We start from the raw sequence: 25,245 nt of genomic DNA, 5'->3' as shown, positions 1-25,245 counted from the left end.
CGTCCCCGCCCCGGGCCTCTTCGTTTCCGGACCTGCCGACCTCAGACCTTGATCGGCAAGGCCGTGCGGATGTGGACGTCCTTCAGCTGACGCTCCTGCGCCTCCGTCGGCGCGTTCATCAGCAGGTCCTCGCCCTGCTGGTTCAGCGGGAAGGCGATGACCTCGCGGATCGCCGTCTGGCCGGCCAGCAGCATGACGATGCGGTCGATGCCGGGCGCCAGCCCCCCGTGCGGCGGCGCGCCAAAGCGGAAGGCGTTCAGCATGCCGCCGAACTGCTCCTCGACCACCGAGGCGTCATAGCCCGCGATCTCGAACGCCTTCAGCATGATCTCGGCCTTGTGGTTCCGGATCGCGCCCGAGCACAGCTCATAGCCGTTGCAGACGATGTCGTACTGATAGGCCAGGACGTCCAGCGGGTCCTTGGTGTTCAGCGCCTCCAGCTCGCCTTGCGGCATGGAGAAGGGGTTGTGGCTGAAATCGACCTTCTTCTCTTCTTCCGACCACTCGAACATCGGGAAGTCGACGATCCAGCAGAACCGGAACACGTCCTCCGAGATCAGGCCCAGGTCCTGGCCCAGCTTGGTCCGGGCATTGCCCGCGAACTTGTGGAACACGGCCGGGTCGCCCGCGGCGAAGAAGCAGGCGTCGCCCTGGCCCAGGCCGACGGCCTTCATCAGGGCGTCGGTCGCCTCCGCGCCCAGGTTCTTGGCGATGGGCCCGCCCCAGCCGCCCTGGTCGTCGGACCAGAAGATGTAGCCCAGTCCCGGCTGGCCCTCGCCCTGCGCCCAGCTGTTCATCCGGTCGCAGAAGGCGCGGCTGCCGCCCTTCGGCCCCGGAATGGCCCAGACCGCATTCTTCGCGTCAGCGGCCAGGATCTTGTTGAACAGGCCGAACCCGCCGTCGCGGAAGTGCTCGGACACGTCCTGCATCTCGATGGGGTTGCGCAGGTCCGGCTTGTCGGTGCCATACTTGGCGATTGCCTCCCGATAGGGAATCCGCACGAAGGGATAAAGGTCGACCGCCTTGCCGTCGGCGAACTCCTCGAACACACCGTGCATGACGGGCTCAATCGCCGCGAAAACATCCTCTTGCGTGACGAAGCTCATCTCGACGTCGAGCTGATAGAACTCCAGCGACCGGTCAGCGCGCAGGTCCTCGTCGCGGAAGCAGGGCGCGATCTGGAAGTAGCGGTCGAAGCCCGACACCATCAGCAGCTGCTTGAACTGCTGCGGGGCCTGCGGCAGCGCATAGAACTTGCCGGGATGCAGACGGCTGGGCACCAGGAAGTCTCGCGCGCCCTCCGGCGATGACGCCGTCAGGATCGGGGTCTGGTACTCCAGGAAGCCCTGATCGACCATCCGCCGACGGATCGAGGAAATCACCTTCGATCTCAACACAATGTTCCGGTGCAGCGTCTCGCGGCGCAGATCGAGATAGCGGTGCTTCAGCCGGATCTCCTCCGGATACTCCGGCTCGCCAAAGACGGGCAGCGGCAGTTCGGCGGCTTCCGACAGCACTTCCACCGCCTTGACCCGCACCTCGATCTCGCCAGTCGGCAGGTTGGCGTTGACGGTGCCGGCCTCGCGCAGGACGACCTCGCCGTCGACGCGAATGACGCTCTCGGCCCGCACCCGCTCGACGATCTCGAAACCCGGCGTCTCGGGGTGCAGCACCAGCTGCGTCAGGCCGTAGTGGTCGCGCAGGTCGATGAACAGCAGGCCGCCGTGGTCGCGCTTCCTGTGCACCCACCCCGACAGCCGCACGTTCGATCCGGCGTCCGAAGCTCGAAGGGCGCCGCAGGTGTGGGAGCGATAGGCGTGCATGGTCGGGTTCGTCTGAAAACGGCTGTGAGACAGCGGAATGGGAAGCGGCGTAAGGCGCATCCACGCCTGCGAAAGTCAAGGATTCGCCGTCCACAGCCCTGATCGTCTGTCCACCATGACAATTGGAACCGTGTCCGGACAGTCACGCCGATCTGCTATGCTGGCCCCCATGTCCGCCCGGCGATCTCCGTCAGACCAGTTGCGCCTTCCGCTCACCCGGGACGTGGTCCCCAGCGCCGCCGCCTTCGTGCGGTCGGGGTCGAACGCCTTCGCCCATGACGCGCTGGCCGCCTGGCCCAACGAGACCGGCCGCGTGATGGCGCTCTGCGGCCCCGCCGGCTGCGGCAAGAGCCACCTCGCCGCCCTCTGGGCCGAGCGCGTCGGCGCGGTCCCGCTGAACGGCTCCGAGGCCGCGTTGGCCGACCCGCTGGAGCTGGAGGGCCGCCCGGTCCTGCTCGACATCGCCCAAGACGCCGACGACGAGACCCTGTTCCACCTCATCAACCTGGCCCAGCAGGACGGCGGAGCCCTTCTGATGGTGTCGCGCCCTTCCCCCCGGCGCTGGCACGTCGAGGTGCCCGACCTGCGCAGCCGCCTCGACGCCGTCCGCGTGGCCGCCATGGAGGCCCCGGACGACGCGGTCCTGTCGGCCATCCTCGCCGCCCGCTTCGCCGAGCGAAGCATCACGCCGGGCGACGGCGTCATCGAGTACCTGGTGCTGCGCATCGATCGCTCGGCCGCAGCCGCCGCTGCCGTTGTCGAGCGCCTGGACGCCGAACACCGGCCCGTCACCCGCTCGCTCGCCCGCCAGGTGCTGGGCGCCAGCGCCGATCTGTTCGAAGAGCCGCCGGAAGGGTTGCAGCCGTAACATTGCGGCCCCACAACCGGCCCATGTCCGACGCCGCCATCGCCGACACCACGAGCGGAGAAGAGGTCCCCTCTTCCCGCGCACCCCAGCTACATCTGGACGAGGCGCTGATGGCCTCGCCCGAGCGCTTCTTCAATCGCGAGATCAGCTGGCTGAAGTTCAACGCGCGCGTGCTCGAGGAAGCCGCCAACCCGGCCCACCCGCTGCTGGAGCGTCTGCGGTTCCTGTCCATCTCGGCCAACAATCTGGATGAGTTCTTCATGACCCGGGTCGCGGGCCTGAAGGGTCAGGTGCGCGAGCGGGTGCGCACCCTGTCCGCCGACGGCCTGACCGCCGCCGAACAGCTGGAGCGCGTCAACGTCGCCGCTGGCGAGCTGATGGCCGAGCAGCAGAAGCGCTGGCGCCAACTCCGCAACGAGCTGACCGCCGCCGGCATCGAGGTGGTCCGCTCCGCCAAGATCACCAAGACCGACCGCGACCGGCTGGAGCCGGAGTTCCTCAGCCAGCTGTTCGCCGTGCTGACGCCGCTCGCCATCGATCCGGCGCACCCCTTCCCCTTCCTGCCGAACCTCGGCTTCTCCCTGGCGCTGAAACTGCGCCGGAACCGGGACAACAAGACCCTCTACGCCCTCGTGCCCGTCCCGACCCAGGTGCGCCGCTTCTGGGAGCTGCCGGGCGACGGCCGCTCGGTGAAGGGTCGCCGCCGGTTCGTCACGCTGGAGACGGTGCTCCTCCTCTTCATCGAGCACCTCTTCCCCGGCCACGAGGTGCTGGAGAAGGGCGTGCTCCGCCTGATTCGTGACAGCGACATCGAGATCGAAGAAGAGGCTGAGGACCTGGTCCTGGAGTTCGAAGAGGCGCTGAAGCAGCGGCGCCTCGGTTCGGTCGTGCGCGTCAAGATTGAGGCCTCCATGCCCGACGACCTGCGCGACTTCATCATCGGCGAACTGGAGGCCGAGCCGCAGGATGTCGTCATGATCGACGGCATGCTGGGACTTGCCCAATTGTCGGAGCTGATACCGCCCGGCCATCCGGATCTGAAGTTCCCCGGCTACGAACCTCGTTATCCGGAAAGGGTGCGCGACCAGGGCGGCGACGTCTTCGCCGCGGTGCGCGAGAAGGACATCCTGATCCATCACCCGTTCGAGAGCTTCGACGTGGTGGTCCAGTTCCTGCGCCAGGCTGCGCGAGACCCCAACGTCATCGCGATAAAGCAGACGCTGTACCGCACCTCCAAGGACAGCCCGATCGTCGCCGCCCTGATCGAGGCGGCCGAGAACGGCAAGAACGTCGTCGCGCTCGTCGAGATCAAGGCCCGCTTCGACGAGGAAGCCAATCTGCGCTGGGCCCGCGCCATGGAGCGGGCGGGCGTCCACGTCGTCTTCGGCTTCGTCGAATACAAGACCCACGCCAAACTCAGCGTCGTCGTGCGGCGCGAGGGCGACGGGCTCAAGACCTACTGCCACTTCGGCACCGGCAACTATCACCCGATCACGGCCCGGGTTTATACCGACCTCAGCCTGTTCAGCTGCGATCCCGTGCTGGCGCGCGATGCATCTCGCGTCTTCAACTACATCACCGGCTATGCCCAGCCGGAAGAGCTCGAGGCCCTGGTCGTCTCTCCGCTGAACATGAAGTCGACGCTGATCGACCTGATCGGCAAGGAGATGGCCGCCGCCGCCAAGGGCAAGCCCGCAGCGATCTGGGTAAAGCTCAACGCGCTGGTCGACCCGGAGGTCATCGACGCCCTTTATCGCGCCAGCCAGTGGGGCGTGCGCATCGAACTGGTCGTGCGCGGCATCTGTTGCCTGCGCCCGGGCGTTCCCGGCCTGTCTGAAAACATCCGTGTCAAGTCGATCGTGGGCCGTTTCCTGGAGCACAGCCGCATCATCTGCTTCGCCAATGGCCGCGATCTGCCGCACGACCGGGCCAAGGTCTATATTTCCTCGGCCGACTGGATGACGCGCAACCTGAACCGCCGCGTCGAGGTCATGACGCCCGTGACCAACGCCACGGTGCACGACCAGGTCCTGGACCAGATCATGGTCGCCAACCTGAAGGACGACGCCCAGAGCTGGACGCTCGGCCCGGACGGCGACTACACCCGCGTCGCCTGCGCCGAGGGCGCCCGTCCCTTCTCGGCCCACCAGTACTTCATGACCAACCCCAGCCTGTCCGGGCGCGGCCGCGGCGTGAAGACCCTGCCCGGCCGCCTCCGCTACGACCGGCCGAAAAAGTGAGCGAGCCCTACGCCGCGCCGCGCGAGGCAGCGGTCATCGACATCGGCTCCAACTCCGTCCGCATGGTGCTTTACCGGCTCGAGGGCCGCGCCATCTGGACTGTGTTCAACGAGAAGGTTCAGGCGGGGCTGGGCCGCGACCTGCCCGCCACCGGGCGCCTGTCCGAGCCCGGCGTGGCGCTCGCCATGACGGCGCTTCGCCGGTTCGCCGCCGTGCTGGACGGGGTCAAGCCCGCCTATGTCTTCGTCGCCGCCACCGCCGCCGTGCGCGAGGCCAAGGACGGTCCCTCCTTCTGCGACCGCGTCGCGGCCGAGACGGGGCTGAAGGTCCGCGTCCTGACCGGCGAGGAAGAGGCCCGCTACGCCGCGCTCGGCGTCACCGCCGGCGATCCCAGGGCGCGGGGCCTCGCCGCCGACATGGGCGGATCGAGCCTGGAATTGATACGCATCGGCCTCGACCGCCCTGAGGCCGGCGTCACCCTGCCGCTCGGCCCGTTCAGCCTGGCCGATCCCAAGGGATTTGACGCTGAGCGGCTGCGCGCCATCATCGCCCAACGCCTAAAGCCCGTGGTCGGCCGCTTCTCTTCGGACGAACTCCACGCCGTCGGCGGCGGCTGGCGCTCCCTGGCACAGCTGCACATGGAGATCAGCAGCTACCCTCTGCGCATCGTCCATCAGTACGTCATGTCAGCGACCGAGGCGCGGGATGTCGCCCGCTTCGCCGCCCAGCAGTCGCGCGCCTCGCTCGATCGCCTGCCCGGCGTCACCAAGCGCCGCGCAGAGACCCTGCCCTACGCCGCCCTGGTGCTGGACGGCCTGATCGAGGCGCTGGACCTCAAGACCGTGGTCTTCTCCGCCTGGGGCGTGCGCGAAGGTCTGCTCTACGAGACATTGGACCGGGACGAACATCCGGTGGATCCTCTGATCGCGGGCTGCGCGGCGCTGGGCGCGCGCCAGGGCATATCGCCGGGCCTGCCCGCCGCCCTCCACGCCTGGCTGTCCGAGGTCATCGCCGCCCTGCCAGAGTCGTTCGGGCCGGATCGCGACCCTGTGCTCGCGGCCGCCGCCTGCCGCCTCGCCGACCTCGGAGCAAGGCTGCATCCCGACCACCGGGTGGAGCTCGTCTTCGACCAGGTCCTTCGCGCTCCGATTCCAGGTCAGACCCACGCCGAACGCGTCTGGCTCGCCACGGCGCTCAACGCCCGCTACGGCGGTGGCTCCGGCACGCCCGAACCCGGAACGGTCGAGCGCCTGCTGAGCGAAGAGGCTCGCACCGGCGCACGCGCCATGGGACTGGCTCTGCGCCTCGGCTGCGATCTGTCGGGACGTTCGCCCCAACTGTTTGCCAACGCCGCTATTACCGCGCGTTCGGGCGTGCTCCGGCTGACGGCAGCGCCCGGCTATGCCGACGTTCTGCTGGGCGAACAGACCAGACGCCGGGCCAAGGCGCTGGCGGAGGCGCTGGGGCTGAGGCTGGAGATTTGATCGACACTCTCCCTCCCCTTCATGGGAAGGCAGACGGCCTATTCGATCTCGACCACCTCGACGCGCGGCCCGTTCAGCACCAGCGCGATCTCGCCCTTCTTCAGCTTCAGCGCATCCTCGCCGAACAGCTGCCGCCGCCAGCCTTTCAGAGCCTCAACATCGGCGCCGTCCGACAGGGCGATCTTCTCGAGATCCGCGACATTGGCGATCAGCTTGGACGCCACGCCCGCATTGTCGCTCTTGGCCTTCAGTAGCACCTTCAGCAGTTCGACCACGCTGGGCGGCGCGGGCTGGTTGTGCGCAGGCCGGTCCATCTTGGGCGCGTGCGCCTCCGGGTCGGCCAGCACGCGCTTGAGCACCTCGATCAGTTCCAGCCCCAGCCGCGATCCGCCGAAGCCCTTGGGCACGGACCGCAACCGGTTGAACGCCTCGACATCCGTCGGCGCCTGCGTCGCGATCTCGTCGATCGCCTCGTCCTTCAGGATGCGGCCGCGCGGCTGGTCGCGCTCCTGCGCCGCCCGCTCGCGCCACACCGCCGTCGCCTTGAACGCAGCGAGGTATTTCGCCGAATACTTCTTGGGCTTCAGCCGCTTCCAGGCCTTCTCCGGATCGGTGTCGTAGAGCTCCGGATCGACCAGATCCTCCATCTCCGACATGACCCAGTCCAGCCGCCCGTCCTTCTTCAGCCGGTCGCGCAGCTTGGGATACAGCGCCGCCAGATGGGTCACGTCGCCCATCGCATAGTGCAGCTGGGCGTCCGACAGCGGCCGCCGCGACCAGTCGGTGAAGCGGCTGCCCTTGTCCAGGTCGATCTTCAGCATCTGCCGGACCAGCGAATCATAGGCGACCTGATCGCCGAACCCCGCCGCCATCGCCGCCACCTGGGTGTCGAACATGGGCACCGGCATGGCCCCCAGCTTGACGAAGATTTCCGTGTCCTGACGCGCGGCGTGGAAGACCTTCACGATCGCCGGATCGCGCAGGATGTCGAGGAACGGCTCCAGGTCCAGACCGTCGGCCTGCGGGTCGATGATCGCCTCATGATCGGCCGTCGCGGCCTGGATCAGGCACAGCTTGGGCCAATAGGTCGTCTCCCGCATGAACTCGGTGTCGACCGCGATGAAGGGAGCGTCGCGAACCGCCGAACAGAACTGGGCCAGCGCGTCATTGGTGGTGATCGGCGTCATTGAAATGCTATAGCCCCCCGCGACCGCGTCGTGGCAAGAGCCCCGGCCTTTTTTCCGCACTCCTTTCAGGCCCGTGAGCGATGAGCGACATCTCTGATTCCATCCAGAACGGCCTGACCTACGCCGACGCGGGCGTGGACATCGACGCCGGCGACATGCTGGTGGAGCACATCAAGCCCTTGGCGAAATCCACCGCCCGCCCCGGTTCCGAGCCCTCGCTCGGCGGTTTCGGGGCCCTGTTCGACCTGAAGGCGGCCGGCTTCATCGATCCCCTGATCGTCACCACCACCGACGGCGTCGGCACGAAGCTGAAGATCGCCATCGAGACCGGCCGCCACGACGGCGTCGGAATCGATCTGGTCGCCATGTGCGTCAACGACCTGTTGGCGCAAGGCGCGGAGCCCCTGCTGTTCCTCGACTACTATGCCACCGGCAAGCTCGAGATCGACGCCGCGCGCCGCGTCGTCTCCGGCATCGCCGAAGGCTGCCGCCAGGCCGGCTGCGCGCTGGTCGGCGGCGAGACGGCCGAGATGCCCGGCATGTATTCCGGCGGCGACTACGACCTTGCGGGCTTTTCGCTGGGCGCGCTGGAACGCGGCCATGCGCTCCCCCGGCTCGACCTGCAGAACACAGGCGACCTGATCATAGGCCTGGCCTCGTCCGGCCCGCACTCCAACGGCTACTCCCTGATCCGCAAGGTGGTGCAGCGCTCGGGCCTGTCCTGGGGCTCGGACGCGCCTTTCGCGCCGGACCGGTCGCTGGCCCAGGCCCTGATGGAGCCGACCCGCATCTATGTGAAGTCGGTCCTGCCCCTGATGAAGGCCGGCAAGATCAAGGGCGCGGCCCACATCACCGGCGGCGGCCTGATCGAGAACCCGCCCCGCTGCCTGGCCGATCACCTGACCGCCTCGTTCGACTGGGACGCCTGGCCGATGCCGCCCGTGTTCCGCTGGCTGGCCGAGACCGGCGGGATCAGCGACCACGAGATGCGCCGCACCTTCAACTGCGGCGTCGGCTTCATCCTGATCGTCGCGCCCGAGAACGCCGAGGACGTGCTGGCCGCACTGCTGGAAGCTGGCGAGACCGCCTTCGTATGCGGCCAGCTGGTCTAGCGCGCCAGCTCGCCCCTGGCCCCCGCCTCGATCAGTTCGATCGTCTGCGGTAGACCATAGATCGCCGCGAACGATCCGAACCGCGGCCCCTGCGACGCGCCCAGCAGCACCTCGTACAGCGCCTGGAACCAGGCCCTCAGCGGCTCGAAGGCGTGCGCCTTGCCCACCGCATAGACCTCGTTCTGGATCGTCTCGCCGTCCGTCGTGTCCGCCGGCAGCGCCTTCAGCCGCCCCGCCAGATCCAGCAGGGCCGTCGCCTCGCCCTCCGTCGGGGCCCGATACGCCTTCGTCGGCCGCACGAAGTCCTCGTAGTAGTTCAGCGCCCGGTCCATCAGTTGATCGAGCACCGGCTCGTTCGCCGGCGTCGCCTCCGGCAGATACTTCGCCATATAGGCCCACAGCTGGTCCTTGTTCGACGCATTGGCCACGCCGACCAGGTTCAGTAGCAGGGCGAACGATACCGGGCTGGCGACCTCCGGCGGATCGCCCGCGTGGATCGACCACACGGCGTTGTCGATCCGCTTGGCCGGCTCCTGGGTCCGGTACTGCTCGATGAAGCTCAGATAGTCGTCGATGGCGCGCGGAATGACGTTGAAGTGCAGGCTCTTGGCCGACTTCGGGCTCTGGAACATGTACCAGCTCAGGCTCTCGGGCGTGCCGTAGCGCAGCCACTGCTCCATCGTCAGGCCGTTGCCCTTGGACTTGGAGATCTTCTTGCCCTCGATGTCGAGGAAGAGCTCGTAGTTGAACCCCTCCGGCGGCACCCCGCCCAGCGCGCGACAGATCTTGCCGCTCTCGCGCACGCTCTCGATCAGGTCCTTGCCACTCATCTCGTAATCGACGTCCAGCGCAGTCCAGCGCATGGCCCAGTCCGGCTTCCACTGCAGCTTCACATGGCCGCCGGTGACGGGAACCTCGGTGCGCCCGCCGGCCGGGTCGTCGAACACGATCGTGCCCTTGTCGACATTCCGCTCCAGCGTCGGCACCTGCAGCACATGCCCCGTCACCGGGCTGATCGGCAGGAAGGGCGAATAGGTCGCCCGCCGCTCCTCGCCCAGCGTCGGCAGCATGATCGCCATGACGGCGTCGAACCGCTTCAGCAGCGTCAGCAGCGTCGCGTCGAACCGCCCGGACCGATAGGTCTCGGTCGAGCTCATGAACTCATAGTCGAAGCCGAAGCTGTCCAGGAACGCCCGCAAACGCGCGTTGTTGTGCGCCCCGAAACTGTCGTGCGTCCCGAAGGGGTCCCGCACCTTCGTCAGCGGCAGATGCAGATCCTCCTTCAGCATCTCCGGATTCGGCACGCCCTCCGGAACCTTCCGCAGCCCATCCATGTCGTCCGAGAACGCCACCAGCCGCGTCGCCCAGCAGTCCCCCGTCAGCGCCCGAAAGGCGTTCCTCACCATCGTCGTGCGCGCCACCTCGCCGAAGGTGCCCATGTGCGGCAGACCCGACGGCCCATAGCCGGTCTCCAGCAGCACCGGCCGGTTCAGCGCCTCGAAGGTCGCCAGGGCTTCGTCGGCCTTGCCCGCATCGATCAGCAGCCTCGCCGAGTCCCGCTCGGCGTCAGACAGCCGCTTCTTCAGGACGTGATTCAGCAGGGCGCGTGCCTGTTCGAACGGCCAGGACTTGGCCTCGCGGGCCAGGGGGACGAGATCGGTCAGCATGGGCGCGGGTTTGGCGGTTGGCGCCCGCACCGTCAACGTCTAGGCGCTTGGCCCATGAAGACCGCCGACTTCGACTTCGACCTGCCCGAGGACCGCATCGCGCTCCGTCCCGTCGAGCCGCGCGACTGCGCCCGCCTGCTGGTCGTCCGGAACGGCGGGCTCGACGACCGCATCGTCCGCGACCTGCCCGACCTGCTTCAGCCCGGCGATGCGCTCGTCTTCAACGACACCCGCGTCATCCCCGCCCGCATGTCGGGCGTCCGCACCCGACCCGGTCCCGACGGCGATCCCCTGACCGTGGACGTCGAGGCCACCCTGCATCACCGCGACGCGCCCGATGTCTGGTCGGCCTTCATGAAGCCCGGCAAGCGGCTGAAGCCCGGCGACCGCATCGCCTTCTCCGACCTGACCGCCGTCATCGAGGCCAAGGGTGAGGACGGCCTCGTCACCCTGCGCTTCGACCGCTCCGGCCCGGCGCTGGACGACGCCATCCGCACGATCGGCGTCATGCCGCTTCCCCCCTACATCGCCGCAAAGCGGGCCGAGGACGACCGCGACCGCTCGGACTACCAGACCGTCTATGCCGCCCATGACGGCTCCGTCGCCGCCCCCACGGCGGGCCTGCACTTCACCCCGGCCCTGCTGGACGCGCTCCGCGCCCGCGGCGTCTCCACCCACGCCGTGACGCTCCACGTCGGCGCCGGCACCTTCCTGCCGGTCAAGGCCGAGGACACCGCCGATCACCGCATGCACAGCGAATGGGGCACCGTGTCGGAAGACACCGCCGCCGCCCTGAACGCCGTCCGCGCGTCCGGCGGCCGCATCGTCTGCGTCGGCACCACCTCCCTGCGCCTGGTGGAATCCGCCGCCACCCCGGAGGGCATGATCCAGCCCTTTCACGGCGACACGGCCATTTTCATCACCCCCGGCTACGCCTTCCGTGCGGCCGACGTCCTGATGACCAACTTCCACCTGCCGAAGTCGACCCTCTTCATGCTGGTCAGCGCCTTCGCTGGTCTGGAAACCATGAAAACCGCCTACGCCCACGCCATCGAGACGGGGTACCGCTTCTACTCCTACGGCGACGGGTCGCTGCTGTTTCGCGCCCCGGCCTCCCTCTCCCATAGGGAGAGGGCTTGAGGCTCGCAGAGCGAAGCGATGCGTTCAGCTGAAAGGGTGAGGGGATCAGACCTCACCGGTTCGCACCGTAACCCCTCACCCTTTGGCTGCTTCGCGCCGCCCTTCGGGTCGCGCAAGTCCGATCGACAGGTGGGCTCTCGGGCGCTCACGCCTCTCCCGCTGGGAGGGGGAAGCACTCGCGCTGTTTTTCTCAGTCATCCAACGACGCCCGGATTCCTCCAATGAATCCAGCGCCCGTCGCGTTCGAGACGTCGCGAACGCGCCCTCATTGAAACCTGCCTTACAATCAGCCCCGGTTCCGTCGCCTGGGAAGGGCGCAAGGCCTTGCGAGCTTGTCGCGGCGGGAGCGGTTGGAGCGGGGGCTCCCGAGGTCCAACGACCGGAGGCCGTGAAGAGCGGTCGTCCGGCGTCCGGATCAAGGGGGTGGCGTGGGCAACGTTGCCGTTCGGAATGAGGGTCCCGGGCTCAAGCAGCCCGGAACCGCGTTCCAGGCGGTAGCCCGCCAAACGCAAAGCGTCTGGCTCAAGCAGCGAGACGCCGCGCGTCGAGCGGTAGCCCACCGATAAGGCGGCGAGCAGAAGACTCGCCGCGTTCAGGGGATCGGCTTTCGCAAGCACGCCGACCTTCCCGCCGGAGGCGTCAGTAGCGGCAAGGCTCTAACAGGGCCGTTGGTCCCCGGTCAGTCGCGCGGGAACGACGCGGGGCCGTCCGCTTCCGAGCAGACCAGCCGCGCGGAGCGTTCAGTCTTTGCCGAAACACATATCCATACGGTCACCGGGCGAAGGCCCGAGCGCTCCGCCCGCCCTTCCCACCCGTTCACAGCGGAAGAGCGATGACGCATGACTGCGTGGCATCCCGCGTCACAGAACCATGATGACCCCAACGCCCCGGCTGTCATAAACATCGATCGACTTCCGGAGCCTCTCCATGCACTTCGACCGCCGCAGTCTCTTTTCCACCGGTGCCGCTGCCCTCGCCTTCGGCGGGCTGGCCCGCAGCGTCGTCGCCCAGGAGGCGTCCGAGACCTACCTCAACGAGGTCGAAGGCTACGGCCCGCTGGTCGCCGACCCGAACGGCATGCTCGACCTGCCCCAGGGCTTCTCCTACCGCATCCTGTCCCAGAGCGGCGAGACGATGTCGGACGGCCTCGTCGTCCCCGGCCAGTTCGACGGCATGGGCTGTTTCGCGCTTGAGGGTACCCGCGTCGCCCTGGTCCGCAATCACGAGCTCAAGGGCCGAAACGCCAATCACCGCAACTGGGGTCCCGGCGGTCAGGACCAGGCCCTGATCGGCCGCCTGCCGGTCGAGAAGGCCTATGACACCTACAAGGACGGCCGTCCCCTGCCCGGCGGGACGACGACGCTCGTCTACGATATGGCGACCGGCGAGGTCGTCAGCCAGCACCTGTCGCTGGCCGGCACCTCCACCAACTGCTGCGGCGGCCACACCCCCTGGGGCTCCTGGCTGACCTGCGAGGAGACGGAAGAGACGCCCGACACTGCCGACGTTGAAAAGGCCCATGGCTACGTCTTCGAGGTCCCGGCCAACGCGACCGGCCTGGTCGACCCCGTGCCGCTCAAGGCGCTGGGCCGTTTCGACCACGAGGCCGTCTGCGTCGATCCCCGCACCGGCATCGTCTATGAGACCGAGGACAAGGTCGACGGCCTGTTCTACCGCTTCATCCCGACCACGCCCGGCAAGCTGGCCGAGGGCGGCCGCCTCCAGGCTCTGGCGATCAAGGGACGGCCGGGTGCCTCCACCACCAACCACACTGATCGCTTCTGGAACGTCGGCGACTGGGTCGAGGTCGAGTGGATCGACATGACCGACGTCGAGAGCCCCAATAGCGACCTGCGGCAGCGCGGACACGCGGCCGGCGCGGCTCTGGTCGCGCGCGGCGAGGGCATTTTCTGGGGTGACAACGAGCTCTACATGACGGCCACTTCGGGCGGTCCGATCCAGCGCGGCCAGGTCCTGCGCTACGTCCCCTCTCAGGCCGAAGGCACGGACGGCGAGGCGGCTCAGCCAGGCCGCCTTCAGCTGTTCGTCGAGAGCACGAACGAGAAGACACTGAACATGGCCGACAACCTGGCGATCGCGCCGAACGGCCACCTGATCCTGTGCGAGGACAACTACTCCGACACCACGCGCAACCACCTCAAAGGCGTCACGCCCGACGGCAAGGTCTACACAATCGCCCGCAACGTGTTCCGGGGGAACGCCGAGCTGGCCGGGGCCGTCTTCTCACCGGACGGCTCGACCCTGTTCGTCAACATCATGTTTCCGGGCATCACGGTCGCCATCACTGGCCCCTGGGACAGCGTCCGCGCCTGATCAGCGGCGCGGGGCTGACACAAACAGCCGGGGCTGGGACCGTCGCACCAGCCACAGGTTCCCCGTCGCCAGGGCCAGCACCAGCGCCGCGCCCGCCTGGTGCAGCCCGCCCAGCCAGATCGGCACGACGTTCACCAGCGTCACGACGCCCAGCGCCGCCTGCAACCACAGGGATGCCGCCACCACGACCGCCGCAAAGCCCAGCCCTTCCGCCAGTCTCCACCGCCACGCCTGAACCGCATACACCGTCGCCCCGATCACCAGCAGATAGCCCCAGATCCGGTGATTGAACTGCACCAGGGCCTGGTCATGCAGGAACGCCAGCGCCCCCTGCCCCCAATCGACCGGAGCCAGGATCGCCCCATTCATCAGCGGCCAGTCCGTATAGATGAACCCCGCCTTGGCCCCTGCCACCAGGCCGCCCAGCAGGCACTGAAAGAAGACCGCGCCCCAAAGCACCGCCGCGCCCCGGCTCCACCCTTCCGGCGACCGCGACGTCTCCGGCCCGTTCCAGGCCTCAAGCCCGGTCCAGATCAGGCCTGCGAAGATCAGGAATGCCAGCCCCAGGTGAACCGTCAACCGTTCCGGCGCCACATCCACCCGTTCCGACAGGCCTGAGGACACCATCCACCAGCCGATAAAGCCCTGCATCCCGCCCATCGCCAGCAGCAGGGCACACCGCCACACCAGCCGGTCCGGCAGGGCGAAGCGCCCCAGGAACGACCGCTCCGGCAACAACCGGAACGCCAGGAAGGCGAAGAACGGAACCGCGAACACCACCCCGATCAGCCGCCCGAACAGCCGATGGAACCACTCCCACCAGAAGATGTATTTGAACTCGTCCAGGCTCATACCGGCGTTGACGAGGGCGTACTGCGGGATCGCCTTGTACTTCTCGAAGGCCTCGTTCCAGTCGGCCTCGTTCAGGGGCGGCAGCGCCCCCATGATCGGCTGCCACTCGGTGATCGACAGGCCCGATCCGGTCAGGCGGGTGATCCCGCCGATCACCACCATGGCGAACACCATGGCCGCGGTGAAGAACAGCCAGATCGCCACCGCCCGCGACTGTTCGACCTTTCCGAAACGGTTCATTCGACGCCTGACGCTCCGCCCGATACAGTGCCGCCAAACGCGACGAGAGGCGGTATGCCCGCCGATCGCGGCAAGATCAAAGTCGCCGTCGGGACGCGAGGTCGCAGCGGCGCGCAGGGAGACGCTTCAAGGTGCAGTACGCCGACATCGCCATCGCCGCCGGGGCCGTCATGGCCCTGGCCTGGATCGCCGATCTGATGACCGGCCGCCGGGGCCTGTTCGGGGCCAGCCTGGTCTCGGCCACGGGCGCCGTATGCGGCTGGTTCCTGGCCGTGCGCGTCTTTGGCGCATCGACGATGGACGAGTTGGGCTGGACAGCCTGGACGGGCGCGGGCTCGATCCTCAGCCTTTTCACCTTCTACCTGTTCCGGAACACGCGCTGATGGGCCTCAGAACCCGCCGCCTGATCGCGGCCTTCGGCATTCTCGCCTTTCTCGCCTTCTACATCTGGGCCGCCACGGTGATCGGCGAGCGCGTGCCCGCCAGTCCGCTGGCCCAACTCGCCTACTACGCTTTGGTCGGCACCCTGTGGGGCGTCCCGCTGTTCCCGCTCCTCAGCTGGGCGGAAGGCAAGCCGTTCCTGCGCAAGCGCGGCGGCTAAGGGCAACCCCGCACAAGCGAAAGCCAATCGCCGAAAAGATCGACGCGGTCGGCCGGGCCTTACTGATCCCCGCGGCGGCCCGGGGGCTGTTCGCACGGCGCGACTTTCCGCGTCCCGAGGATCGACCATGTCCGCATCCGTTCGCCGCCTCGCCGCCCTGCTGACGACCGCCGTCCTTGCCTGTGGCGCCTCATCGGCCCTCGCCCAGACCTGGACCCCGCTGGAGAGCGAGCGGTTCGCTGAGGAGTTGACCCAGAGCTGGATTCCCGTTCCCGACGGCTCCAGCGGCGCCCCGCGTCAGGGCTGGCTGGGCGCGCCGGACGGCTTCTTCACCCGCGAGGTCCACCTCGCCTACGACTGGACCGAGACCGACCTGGGTGACGCCCACCGGATCACGACCCGCTTCAACTATCCCCTGTCCCGCCGCTTCTGGGTGGGCGTCGAGGTTCCGGTCTATCAGGAGCTGGACGGCGGGGGCTCAGGCTTCGGCGACATCGGCGTGACCGGTCAGGTCATGCTGGCCGAGACCCGGGACCTGTCGTTGAACGCGGGGGTCGGCTTCGAACTGCCCACCGGCGACGATTCGGTCGGCGCGGGCGAGGTCTTCGGCGTGACACCCCAGGTCAATCTCTGGACCGATCTGGGGGCCGGCGTGTCCTTCCGGGGCCGCCTAGCCTATTCGGCCCGCGACGAAGGCGGCGCCGACGGCTTCGGGCTCAGCCTGGCGCTCGGTCAGACCGTGACGCCCGCTGAGGCCGCGCCGCTCGGCCAGTTCACCTATTCGATGGCGCTGAACTGGTTCGAGCCGGACGACGGCGACGGCGTCGTCAGCCTGACGCCCGCGCTCCGGACCCGGCTGGTCGACAGCCTGTTCCTTCTGACTGGCGTCGAGTTCCCCATCAGCGACGACGAGCCCTATGACCAGCGCTGGATCATCCAGCTGGTGAAGGGGTTCTAGCCGTCAAGGAGGAAACGACCGCGTCGCGAGCGTTAGGGCGCAGAAAAGCCCGCCCTCAAGCAGCGAGCCGTCGCGCGGCAAGCGTTAGGGCCAAGCATCATGGGTCAAGGGAAGATGGTCGGAGCGACAGGATTCGAACCTGCGACCCCTTGACCCCCAGTCAAGTGCGCTACCAGGCTGCGCCACGCTCCGAGAGGCCGGTCGTATAGCGGCGGGGCCGCGCCGCCGCAAACCCTAAAAGCGGCGACGGCGTCGATTGCCGCTCAGGCCGCCAGAACCGCGTCCAGGCGGGCCTTGGCCGCCTCCAGATCGGCGAGCACGGCGCGCAGCCGCGCCGCGGAGGAGCCCGCCACGGCCCGGCTCGATTCGGCCGCTCCGGGTGCGGTCGCGGAGACGTCCGGCCCCGCGAAGCTCATCGTCGCATCGGCCCCCCCGTGGGCCGCCAGCGCCGCCAGACCCTGTTCCTTGTGCAGCTTCTGCACGCCCTTGATGGTCAGGCCGTCCTCGTGGAGCAGCTTCTTGATCGCCTTCAGGATGACGACGTCCTGAGGCCGATAGAACCGCCGTCCACCCGCCCGCTTCACCGGCGTCACGAAGGCGAACTTGGTCTCCCAGAACCGCAGCACGTGCTGCGGCGCGCCGACCGCCTCGGCGGCTTCCGAGATGGTGCGGAAGGCCTGGGCGGACTTGGCCATCTCAGGCCCCGTTGGCCCCGTGGACCCGGGCCTTCATGATCTGGCTGGCGCGGAAGCTGATGACGCGGCGCGGATTGATCGCGGCCGGTTCGCCGGTCTTGGGATTGCGCCCCATCCGCGCCCGCTTCTCCCTCACCTGGAACACGCCGAACCCCGACAGCTTGACGGTTTCGCCCTTCTCCAGGGCCTCGACGATCAGGTCCAGCGTGCGTTCGACCAGACTCGCGCACTCCTGGCGCGACAGGCCGACCTCCTCGTGGACGGCCTCACAGAGATCGGCTCGGGTCAGTGTCTGTAGTTCGCCCACGGATCGTCCCCCAAGGTCCAGCCTTCCCATAAAAGGGGAAAACGCCGCCAAGTCAAAGCGTGGGCGTGCTTAAAGCCCGCCGCTTCAGAACCGGAAGGCGCACGCGCCCCAGGTCAGGCCGCCGCCCATGGCCTCCAGCAGGATCAGATCGCCGCGCTTGATGCGCCCGTCCTGGATGGCCGCGTCCATCGCCAGGGGGATCGAGGCGGCCGAGGTATTCGCATGCATCGAAACGGTCGAGATAACCTTCTCCTCATCCAGCCCCAGCCGGTCGCCGACGCCCTTGATGATGCGCTGGTTGGCCTGATGCGGCACGAACCAGTCGACCTCGGGCACGCTGACCCCAGCCTTGTCGCAGGCCGCCGTGATGGCCTCGGCGATGTTTACCACGGCGTGGCGGAAGACCTGATTGCCGGCCATGCGCAGATGGCCGACCGTCCCCGTGCTGGACGGACCGCCGTCGACATACAGCAGATCGGTCTTGGTCCCGTCAGAACGCAGGGCGAAGCCCAGCACGCCCTGATCCGCCGTCGTCCCCTGCCCCTCGCGCGGCTCGACCACGAAGGCGCCGGCCCCATCGCCGAACAGGACGCAGGTCGTCCGGTCGGTCCAGTCCATCAGCCGGGTCATCTCCTCAGCGCCGATGACCAGGGCGCATTTGGCGTGCCCCCGCGCCACGAAGCCGTCGGCGACGCTGAGCGCATAGACGAAGCCCGAACACACGGCCTGAACGTCGAACGCGATGCAGGTGGGGGCGCCGAGCTTGCGCTGCACGATCGAGGCGGTGGCGGGGAACGTCATGTCGGGCGTCGTCGTGGCCACGACGATCAGATCGACCTCGGACGGGTCGCGGCCCGCGTCGACAAGCGCACGGCGCGCGGCCTCGGTCGCCAGGTCGCTGGTCGGCTGATCGTCGCGGGCCTTGTGGCGCTGGCGGATGCCGGTGCGCTCGATGATCCATTCGTCCGACGTGTCGACGATCTTCGACAGGTCGTCATTGGTGACGATCTGTTCGGGCAGATAGGAACCCACGCCGGTGACGGCGCTGCGGATGACGCTCACGAAACGGTCTCTTCTCGGGGGGCGGTCGCGGGAACGTCCGCGTGCATGATGCGGTCCAGGCGACTCAGGTTGGCGCCCACGGTGGCCAGATAGTCGCTGCGGGCCAGTTCGACGGCGACGCGGATGGCGTTGCCGAAACCTTTGGCGTCGGCCCCGCCGTGGCTCTTCACCACGATGCCGTTCAGGCCGAGCAGAGGCCCGCCATTGATGGCGCTGGGGTCGATCTTCTGACCCATCGCCTTGAGAGCGGGCATGGCGATGAAAGCGCCCGCCTTGGCCTGCAGGCTGGACGTCAGCGCCTCTCTCAGCAGCGCCGAGATGAAGCGCGCCACGCCCTCGGCGGTCTTGAGCGCGATGTTGCCGGTGAAGCCGTCGGTGACGACCACGTCGACCGTGCCCTTGGCGATGTCGTCGCCTTCGACAAAGCCATGATAGTTCAGCCCCAGCCCGCCCTCGCGCAGGATTCTCGACGCCTCGCGCACGGCCTCGTGGCCCTTCATGTCCTCGGAGCCGACGTTCAGGACGCCGATGGTCGGCCGGGAGATGCCATGCACTGCTGTCATGAAGGCCTCGCCCATGATGGCGAACTCGACCAGCTGCTCGGCGTCGCTCTCGACGTTCGCGCCCACGTCCAGCACCGCCGTCACGCCTCTCAGAGTCGGCCAGCTGGCGACGATCGCCGGCCGCTCCAGACCCTGCGCCGACATGCGCAGGATCAGCTTGGAAATAGCCATCAGGGCGCCGGTATTGCCGGCCGAGACCGAGGCGCCCGCCTCGCCCGCCTTCACCGCATCGATGGCGTTCCACAGGCTGGAGCCCTTGCCGCGACGCATGGCCTGGGCGGGCTTCTCGTCCATGGCCACGACCTTGTCGGTGTGGCGGATGTCGCAGACCTCGGCCGTCAGATCGTGCCGCGCCATCTCGGCGACGATGGCCGCCTCGTCGCCATGCAGCAGGAACCGGACGCCCTCGCCGCCGTGCCGACGGATGTAGTCGCGCACGCCCGCCACGACGACGGGCGGGCCATGGTCGCCGCCCATGGCGTCGAGCGAGATAGCGGTCTGGGCTGGCAAGGGGGTCGGACGCTCCGGCGCGCCTTCACGGGCGCGGTCTTGTGTCGCCAAGGATACCGCCCCGCCGGACGGATGCAATCGGGGCCGACGTTGCGTCAGCTTTTTCCGTCTTGGGCCGCGCGAAGCTGCTTCAGCACAGCGAAGGGCGAGATTTCCGCCGGCTCCTCCGGCTGGACAAACTCCGCGCCGGGTTTCCTCGGGAAGGGATCGAGCGCCAGGGCGAACTGCTCAACCGCGTATTGGCCCAGATCGATGCGACCTTCCTCGATCACGTCGGGCGAATCGTCTTCCAGCGTGACCTCGACCTCGGAGGCCGCATCGGCTTCCTCGACCAGATCGACGGAGAATCGCTCGTCGACGCTGACCGGAAGCGGCTCCAGCGTGATTCCGCAGACTTGTTCAGCCTCCGCCCGGACCCAGCCGGACAGGGTCCAGCCGATATGGGCCGGGGTGACCGTGATTTCGCTTTCGAGGCTCTTGAGCGATGCCAGGTCCAGCGCCTTGATGATCCGGCCCCGCACCGCCTCGTCCGGGACCAGCCGCCGGGTCACGCCCGCGCCGATCTCGTTGACGCGCAGGATCTCGCTGAAGGGCAATCGATGATCCGGGTTCACGCCGCGACCTCCGCCCAGGCCGGTCGGGCCAGCACCTGCTTCAGAGATTGGCCGGCCAGCCCCACCCGCGCTCGCAGGGCGTAGTCGGCCAGCCGCTCGCCGGTCTCGCCGGCGGCTCCGGAATAGACGTTGCGCGACAGGGCTTCGGCGAGCGCCGCCTTGTCCGCTGCCCGGACCGGCCCCTCGTAGGCGGTCATCCGTCCGTAAAGCGCCTCGCCCAGCTTGCGCATCTTCTTGCCGACCGTGACGTCATGCACGCCCAGTTCGCGCAATGCGTTGTCGAGCGCCGACACGTAGACGTCGAACAGGTCCTGGGCGATCTCGGCCCCGGCCTCGCCCTCGTCGCGCAGACGCAGGATCAGCAGCAGGATATGAAGCGTATAGAGCTCGAAGCGCGCGTCGATCTCATCGGCTACCCCAAGATCGGTGAAGAACGCCGGATCGCGGGCCTGCTCGACCGTCTTGGCATACAGGTCTAGGCCGATGCGATCGTTGGGCCGGACGCGGAACAGTTTCTGGAGCATGGGTATTGCGGCCCCTTTTCCGCCGCGCCGTTGAACTAGGACGCGGGTCCGTCTAGGTCAAAGACCTTGTTTTGTCGCAGGCGCTCCGATCCATGAACAAAGCCGCCGCCACCCTGGCTCTCGTGACCGCCCTCGGCGCCGCCGCTTCGGCTTGCGCCCCCGTGGTCGGCACCCACGGCTTCCAGATCGTCGAAGTCGCCCCGGCCGAGATCAAGGTCGGCGAGGACACCAAGTCGACCGTTCTGGCCCAGCTGGGCTCGCCCTCGGCCACGTCCACCTTCGAAGAGAACATCTGGTACTACATCAGCCAGACGACCGAGCGGTACACCTACAACCGCCCTCAGGTGTCGCAGCGCTCCGTGACCGCCATCACCTTCGCCGCCGACGACAAGGTCGCCGAAGTCCGCACTCTGGGCCTCGAGGATGGCCACCAGGTCGCCATGAACGGCCGCGAGACCCCGACGCGGGGCCGCGAGCTGACCGTCATCGAACAGCTGCTGGGCAACGTCGGCCGCGGCCAGCTGCCCCGCACGGACGAGGATGTCCCCGGCCAGCGCCGGCCGGACTGATCCCGGTAGCGATCCAAAAAGAAGAGCGCCCCGGAGATCGCTCTCCGGGGCGTCTTTCGTTCCGGCGGGCCGTGACGTCAGCCGATGGTCCCGCTCGCCAGCACCGCCAGCAGCAGGAGCGCCACGATGTTGGTGATCTTGATCATCGGGTTCACCGCCGGACCGGACGTATCCTTGTAGGGATCGCCGACCGTATCGCCCGTCACCGCGGCTTTGTGGGCTTCGGAGCCCTTGCCGTGGAGGACGCCGTTCTTGTCGGTGAAGCCTTCCTCGATGACCTTCTTGGCGTTGTCCCAGGCGCCGCCGCCCGAGGTCATGGAGACCGCGACGAACAGGCCGGTGACGATGACGCCCATCAGCATGGCGCCCAGCGCGGCGAAGGCGTTGGCCTTGTCCGAAATGAACAGGACCGCGACGAACAACACGATCGGCGACAGCACCGGCAGGAGCGACGGCACGATCATTTCGCGGATCGCCGCCCTGGTCAGGATGTCGACCGCCCGGCCGTACTCCGGTTTGACCTCATAGGTCATGATGCCGGGGTTCTCGCGGAACTGGCGCCGCACCTCGGCGACGACCGATTCGGCCGCCCGGCCCACGGCCATCATCGACATGCCGCCGAACAGGAAAGGCAGAAGCCCCCCGAACAGCAGGCCGACTACGACGTAGGGGTTGGTCAGGTCGAAGGCGACCACGCCCATGTTGGCGAAGAAGGGATACTCCGCCGGGTTGGAGGCGAAGTACTGCAGGTCCGACGTATAGGCCGCGAACAGCACCAGCGCGCCGAGACCCGCCGAACCGATCGCATAGCCCTTGGTCACAGCCTTGGTCGTGTTGCCCACGGCGTCCAGAGCGTCGGTCGAATGACGCACCTCCGACGGCAGGCCCGCCATCTCGGCGATGCCGCCGGCGTTGTCGGTCACGGGTCCGAAGGCGTCCAGCGCCACGATCATCCCCGCCACGCCCAGCATGGTCGTGGTGGCGATGGCCACGCCGAACAGGCCGGCCAACTGGAAGCTCACGATGATGCCGACGATGATCACCAGCGCCGGAAGCGCGGTGGCCTCCAGCGACACGGCCAGGCCCTGGATCACGTTGGTGCCATGCCCCGAGACCGAGGCGTTGGCCACAGAGCGCACCGGCCGGAAGTTCGAGCCGGTGTAGTATTCGGTGATCACCACGATGGCGGCGGTCACGATCAGACCGACGAGGCCGGACCAGAAAAGCGCCATGGGCTCGATCTGCAGGCCGCTGGTCGTCACGACCGGACCGGTAACCATCGTATTGATGACCCACCAGACCGCGCCGACCGACAGGACGCCGGTGACGATCAGGCCCTGATACAGGGCGCCCATGATGTTGTTGCTCTTGCCGAGGCGCACGAAGAAGGCGCCGATGATCGAGGTGACGATGCAGACGCCGCAGATGGCCAGCGGCAGCAGCATCAGCACGTCCACATAGGGCTGGCCGCGGAAGAAGATGGCCGCCAGCACCATGGTGGCCACCGTCGTCACCGCATAGGTCTCGAACAGGTCGGCCGCCATGCCGGCGCAGTCGCCGACGTTGTCGCCCACGTTGTCGGCGATCGTGGCGGCGTTCCTGGGATCATCCTCGGGGATGCCGGCCTCGACCTTGCCCACCATGTCGCCGCCCACGTCGGCGCCCTTGGTGAAGATGCCGCCGCCCAGACGCGCGAAGATGGAGATCAGGGAGGCGCCAAAGCCCAGGGCCACCAGGCCGTCGATGACCTCGCGGCCCGTCGATTCCAGCCCCAGCACCTCGGTCAGGACGCCATAGTAGCCCGCGACGCCGAGGAGCGCGCCGCCCGCCACGAACATGCCGGTGATGGCGCCCGAGCGGAACGCCAGGTCCAGACCCTTGGACAGGCTGATCGAGGCGGCGTGCGCCGTGCGGACATTGGCGCGGACCGAGATCAGCATGCCGGCGAACCCGGCCAGACCCGACAGCACGGCCCCGATCACGAAGCCGATGGCGGCGTAGGGTCCGATCAGCAGCCAGGCCGCGATCAGGATGACCACGCCGACCATGCCGATGGTGGTGTACTGCCGCCGCAGATAGGCCGAGGCCCCTTCCTGGATGGCGGCGGCGATTTCTCGCATCTTGTCGTTGCCGGTGTCGGCCTTCATCAGGGCGGCCGTCTGGATGAGCCCGTACAGGACCCCCAGGGCGCCCGCGGCTATCACTAGCCACAAGTAGTTCGTCATTGGCGTTTCCATACCTAATGCATTTGGGCGCGCGGACCCTTGGCGCGGCGGGCGTTGTTCGCCTCTTTCCGCCTTCCGGTCCCCCCGTGCGCGTCAGGGCGCCTGAGTGCGCCCCAGCGGGAATTGCGGCCAAACCGTGCCGCATGCGGCGGATGGGCGCAACCGGGCTTTTGCTGTCAGGCTGGGGTTTTTGCCGGGGACCGTCAGGTCGAGCGAACGCCTGTGCGCCGACGCGGCGTCTGCAAGGCGACCTCGGCCGAGGCGATCGAGCCCGCTCCCGAGATCGCCGGAGCGGCGCGCATCAGCCAGGCGCTGATCGCCTCCGAATCGACGCGGGTCCAGTCGTCGGCGAGGACGAACGGCGTCCGGTGCGCCTGACGGACCAGGGCGTCGCGGTAGTAGGGCTCCTTGGCCCTCATCATCTCCGGCGTCTGACCGGATCCAAGGGTCAGGCGCAGGGTGACGAAGACGTAGTTGCGGATGCGTCCGCCCGCGATGATCGGCACGCCCACACCGGCGATGTTCAGCGACGGCGCGACTGTTCCCGACGACGATGTCGGGCCGCCCGCAGAGGCGCTGCCCGCCGCGGTCGCGGCGACGGCGAGGGTTCCCAGGGCGAAGAGATCTCTGCGGCGCATGTCGGCACACTGCCAGAGAGGGTTTGAGATTCTGTTGCTACCCGCCGTGGGTCCAGCCGCCGTGGTCGATCCTCAGCGACTTGCCCAGATACCGCGCCTCCACCCCCGCGCCGGACACGACGCGCCCGATGCGGGTCAGCCGCAGCCGCAGCCGGTCCGCCTCCCGCCTCAGCGCCGCCTCCTCACGCTCCGATGCGGTCAGCAACAGTTCGTAGTCGTCCCCGCCTGTGACCAGCTTCTCCATCGCCGCCTCGGCGTCGATCCGGTTGTCGAACCAGGCGTGCGCCGCCGCCGACAACGGAGTGACCTCGAGATCGAGCTCCAGTCCCACGCCGCTGGCCCGCGCGATGTGGCAGGCGTCGGCGACCAGGCCGTCGGACACGTCCATCATGGCTCCGACCAGCCCCCGGACCGCCTGGCCGAACTCCAGGCGCGGAACGGGTCTGCGATAATGTTCGGCCAGGGCCGCGACACGCTCAGGATCCAGCGACAGCCGACCTTGCGCCGCCTGCAGACCCAGCCAGCCGTCGCCGATCGTGCCCGTGACATAGACGGCGTCGCCGGGCCGGGCGCCGGATCGCGCGGGTGCCCCGCCTTTTGGAACCCATCCCAGCAAAGTCGCTGAAAAACTCGCTGGGCCGGGCGTCACGGCCGTGTCGCCGCCCAGCAGGCGTACTCCGAAGGCCTTCTGATCGACCGCCAAGCCTGCCGCGAACGCCTCCCGCTCCGGCCAGCCACAACGCTCGGACCATTGGCACGCCAGCAGATAGCCGAACGCCTCTGCGCCCTTGGCGGCCAGATCGGACAGGTTGGTCCGCATCAGCTTCTGCGCCACCGTGTCCAGCGGATCGTCCGGCAGGAAATGGACGCCTTCGACGATCGCGTCCTTGGTCAGGACAAGGTCGAACCCCGGACGCGACGGCAGCACCGCCACGTCGTCGGCGAGTTTTCGCGCATAGTCCGGATGGGCCAGCGGCCTCAGCAGCCGCTCGATGGTCTCGAATTCGCCGGCGACGTCGACGGCGGGCACGG

General features: G+C 68.1%; 23 protein-coding genes and 1 tRNA gene. 10 read left to right on the top strand and 14 right to left on the bottom strand.

Annotated elements, in window-relative coordinates; all coding sequences use genetic code 11:
• Window positions 1-41 precede the first annotated feature (41 nt).
• A complete protein-coding gene (gene aspS, locus Q333_RS0107450; RefSeq protein WP_029416124.1) occupies window positions 42-1,823 on the bottom strand; it encodes an aspartate--tRNA ligase in 1,782 nt (593 codons plus the stop codon).
• A gap of 199 nt (window positions 1,824-2,022) precedes the next feature.
• Between aspS and Q333_RS0107445 the strand changes: the two genes are divergently transcribed.
• The 3 genes from Q333_RS0107445 (at window position 2,023) to Q333_RS0107435 (ending at window position 6,415) form a co-directional block, all read left to right on the top strand.
• Complete coding sequence (locus tag Q333_RS0107445) at window positions 2,023-2,691, top strand: P-loop NTPase family protein (RefSeq protein ID WP_245591507.1); 669 nt, start codon at window positions 2,023-2,025, stop codon at window positions 2,689-2,691.
• A 23-nt stretch (window positions 2,692-2,714) separates the two neighbouring features.
• Window positions 2,715-4,931, top strand: a complete 2,217-nt coding sequence (locus Q333_RS0107440; protein WP_029416122.1) for an RNA degradosome polyphosphate kinase — start codon at window positions 2,715-2,717, stop codon at window positions 4,929-4,931.
• 62 nt (window positions 4,932-4,993) lie between these two features.
• On the top strand, window positions 4,994-6,415 hold the full coding sequence (locus Q333_RS0107435; protein ID WP_084175899.1) for a Ppx/GppA phosphatase family protein: 1,422 nt from the start codon (window positions 4,994-4,996) through the stop codon (window positions 6,413-6,415).
• 38 nt (window positions 6,416-6,453) lie between these two features.
• Here the strand turns inward: Q333_RS0107435 and rnd are convergent, their stop codons facing one another.
• Entirely contained in the window at window positions 6,454-7,602 is a 1,149-nt protein-coding gene (gene rnd, locus Q333_RS0107430) for a ribonuclease D (protein WP_029416120.1), read from the bottom strand.
• An 80-nt stretch (window positions 7,603-7,682) separates the two neighbouring features.
• Between rnd and purM the strand changes: the two genes are divergently transcribed.
• A complete protein-coding gene (gene purM, locus Q333_RS0107425; protein ID WP_029416119.1) occupies window positions 7,683-8,714 on the top strand; it encodes a phosphoribosylformylglycinamidine cyclo-ligase in 1,032 nt (343 codons plus the stop codon).
• Here the strand turns inward: purM and Q333_RS0107420 are convergent.
• A complete protein-coding gene (locus Q333_RS0107420) occupies window positions 8,711-10,381 on the bottom strand; it encodes a lysine--tRNA ligase (protein WP_029416118.1) in 1,671 nt (556 codons plus the stop codon). The genes purM and Q333_RS0107420 overlap by 4 nt on opposite strands.
• Window positions 10,382-10,435: 54 nt before the next feature.
• Between Q333_RS0107420 and queA the strand changes: the two genes are divergently transcribed.
• Both queA and Q333_RS0107410 read left to right on the top strand, forming a co-directional pair.
• Complete coding sequence (gene queA, locus Q333_RS0107415) at window positions 10,436-11,521, top strand: tRNA preQ1(34) S-adenosylmethionine ribosyltransferase-isomerase QueA (protein WP_029416117.1); 1,086 nt, start codon at window positions 10,436-10,438, stop codon at window positions 11,519-11,521.
• A gap of 927 nt (window positions 11,522-12,448) precedes the next feature.
• The gene (locus tag Q333_RS0107410) at window positions 12,449-13,855 is read left to right on the top strand and encodes an alkaline phosphatase PhoX (protein ID WP_029416116.1); all 1,407 of its coding nucleotides are present in this window, start codon (window positions 12,449-12,451) and stop codon (window positions 13,853-13,855) included.
• On the opposite strand, the gene Q333_RS0107405 is transcribed toward Q333_RS0107410, so the two are convergent.
• Window positions 13,856-14,947, bottom strand: coding sequence for a COX15/CtaA family protein (locus Q333_RS0107405; RefSeq protein ID WP_029416115.1), 1,092 nt, complete (start codon window positions 14,945-14,947; stop codon window positions 13,856-13,858). It lies immediately after the preceding gene.
• 131 nt (window positions 14,948-15,078) lie between these two features.
• Between Q333_RS0107405 and Q333_RS0107400 the strand changes: the two genes are divergently transcribed.
• The 3 genes from Q333_RS0107400 (at window position 15,079) to Q333_RS0107390 (ending at window position 16,506) form a co-directional block, all read left to right on the top strand.
• Entirely contained in the window at window positions 15,079-15,330 is a 252-nt protein-coding gene (locus Q333_RS0107400; protein WP_029416114.1) for a hypothetical protein, read from the top strand.
• Window positions 15,330-15,548, top strand: coding sequence for a DUF2842 domain-containing protein (locus tag Q333_RS0107395; RefSeq protein WP_029416113.1), 219 nt, complete (start codon window positions 15,330-15,332; stop codon window positions 15,546-15,548). The genes Q333_RS0107400 and Q333_RS0107395 overlap by 1 nt, the downstream gene beginning before the upstream one ends.
• A 127-nt stretch (window positions 15,549-15,675) precedes the next feature.
• A complete protein-coding gene (locus tag Q333_RS0107390) occupies window positions 15,676-16,506 on the top strand; it encodes a hypothetical protein (protein ID WP_029416112.1) in 831 nt (276 codons plus the stop codon).
• A gap of 115 nt (window positions 16,507-16,621) precedes the next feature.
• Here the strand turns inward: Q333_RS0107390 and Q333_RS0107385 are convergent.
• From Q333_RS0107385 to Q333_RS0107355, 7 genes are all read right to left on the bottom strand, one after another.
• Window positions 16,622-16,698, bottom strand: a tRNA-Pro gene (locus tag Q333_RS0107385).
• A 71-nt stretch (window positions 16,699-16,769) separates the two neighbouring features.
• A complete protein-coding gene (locus Q333_RS0107380) occupies window positions 16,770-17,201 on the bottom strand; it encodes a MerR family transcriptional regulator (protein ID WP_029416111.1) in 432 nt (143 codons plus the stop codon).
• A 1-nt stretch (window position 17,202) separates the two neighbouring features.
• Window positions 17,203-17,538, bottom strand: a complete 336-nt coding sequence (locus Q333_RS0107375) for an integration host factor subunit alpha (protein WP_051651188.1) — start codon at window positions 17,536-17,538, stop codon at window positions 17,203-17,205.
• 54 nt (window positions 17,539-17,592) lie between these two features.
• Window positions 17,593-18,570: a beta-ketoacyl-ACP synthase III gene (locus Q333_RS0107370; RefSeq protein ID WP_029416109.1), complete on the bottom strand. Its 978-nt coding sequence runs from the start codon at window positions 18,568-18,570 to the stop codon at window positions 17,593-17,595.
• Complete coding sequence (plsX, locus tag Q333_RS0107365) at window positions 18,567-19,643, bottom strand: phosphate acyltransferase PlsX (protein ID WP_407059717.1); 1,077 nt, start codon at window positions 19,641-19,643, stop codon at window positions 18,567-18,569. Before plsX ends, Q333_RS0107370 begins: the two co-directional genes overlap by 4 nt.
• A 95-nt stretch (window positions 19,644-19,738) precedes the next feature.
• Window positions 19,739-20,257 (bottom strand): YceD family protein, encoded by a 519-nt coding sequence (locus tag Q333_RS0107360; protein ID WP_029416107.1) that lies wholly within the window; start codon window positions 20,255-20,257, stop codon window positions 19,739-19,741.
• Window positions 20,254-20,781 (bottom strand): ubiquinol-cytochrome C chaperone family protein, encoded by a 528-nt coding sequence (locus tag Q333_RS0107355; RefSeq protein ID WP_029416106.1) that lies wholly within the window; start codon window positions 20,779-20,781, stop codon window positions 20,254-20,256. Before Q333_RS0107355 ends, Q333_RS0107360 begins: the two co-directional genes overlap by 4 nt.
• Window positions 20,782-20,873: 92 nt before the next feature.
• On the opposite strand from Q333_RS0107355, the gene Q333_RS0107350 reads away from it, so the two are divergent.
• Window positions 20,874-21,350 carry an outer membrane protein assembly factor BamE gene (locus Q333_RS0107350; protein WP_029416105.1) on the top strand — a complete coding sequence of 159 codons (477 nt, stop codon included), beginning with the start codon at window positions 20,874-20,876 and terminating at the stop codon, window positions 21,348-21,350.
• A 77-nt stretch (window positions 21,351-21,427) separates the two neighbouring features.
• Here the strand turns inward: Q333_RS0107350 and Q333_RS0107345 are convergent, their stop codons facing one another.
• From Q333_RS0107345 to thiL, 3 genes are all read right to left on the bottom strand, one after another.
• On the bottom strand, window positions 21,428-23,575 hold the full coding sequence (locus tag Q333_RS0107345) for a sodium-translocating pyrophosphatase (protein ID WP_029416104.1): 2,148 nt from the start codon (window positions 23,573-23,575) through the stop codon (window positions 21,428-21,430).
• 203 nt (window positions 23,576-23,778) lie between these two features.
• Window positions 23,779-24,213: a hypothetical protein gene (locus tag Q333_RS0107340; RefSeq protein ID WP_029416103.1), complete on the bottom strand. Its 435-nt coding sequence runs from the start codon at window positions 24,211-24,213 to the stop codon at window positions 23,779-23,781.
• Window positions 24,214-24,250: 37 nt separating this feature from the next.
• Window positions 24,251-25,243 (bottom strand): thiamine-phosphate kinase, encoded by a 993-nt coding sequence (gene thiL / locus Q333_RS0107335; protein ID WP_029416102.1) that lies wholly within the window; start codon window positions 25,241-25,243, stop codon window positions 24,251-24,253.
• Window positions 25,244-25,245 lie beyond the last annotated feature (2 nt).

Source organism: Brevundimonas bacteroides DSM 4726, from assembly GCF_000701445.1.
In the GTDB taxonomy this organism is placed as follows: Bacteria; Pseudomonadota; Alphaproteobacteria; order Caulobacterales; family Caulobacteraceae; genus Brevundimonas; species Brevundimonas bacteroides.
This window is presented reverse-complemented; position numbering and strand designations above follow the sequence as displayed.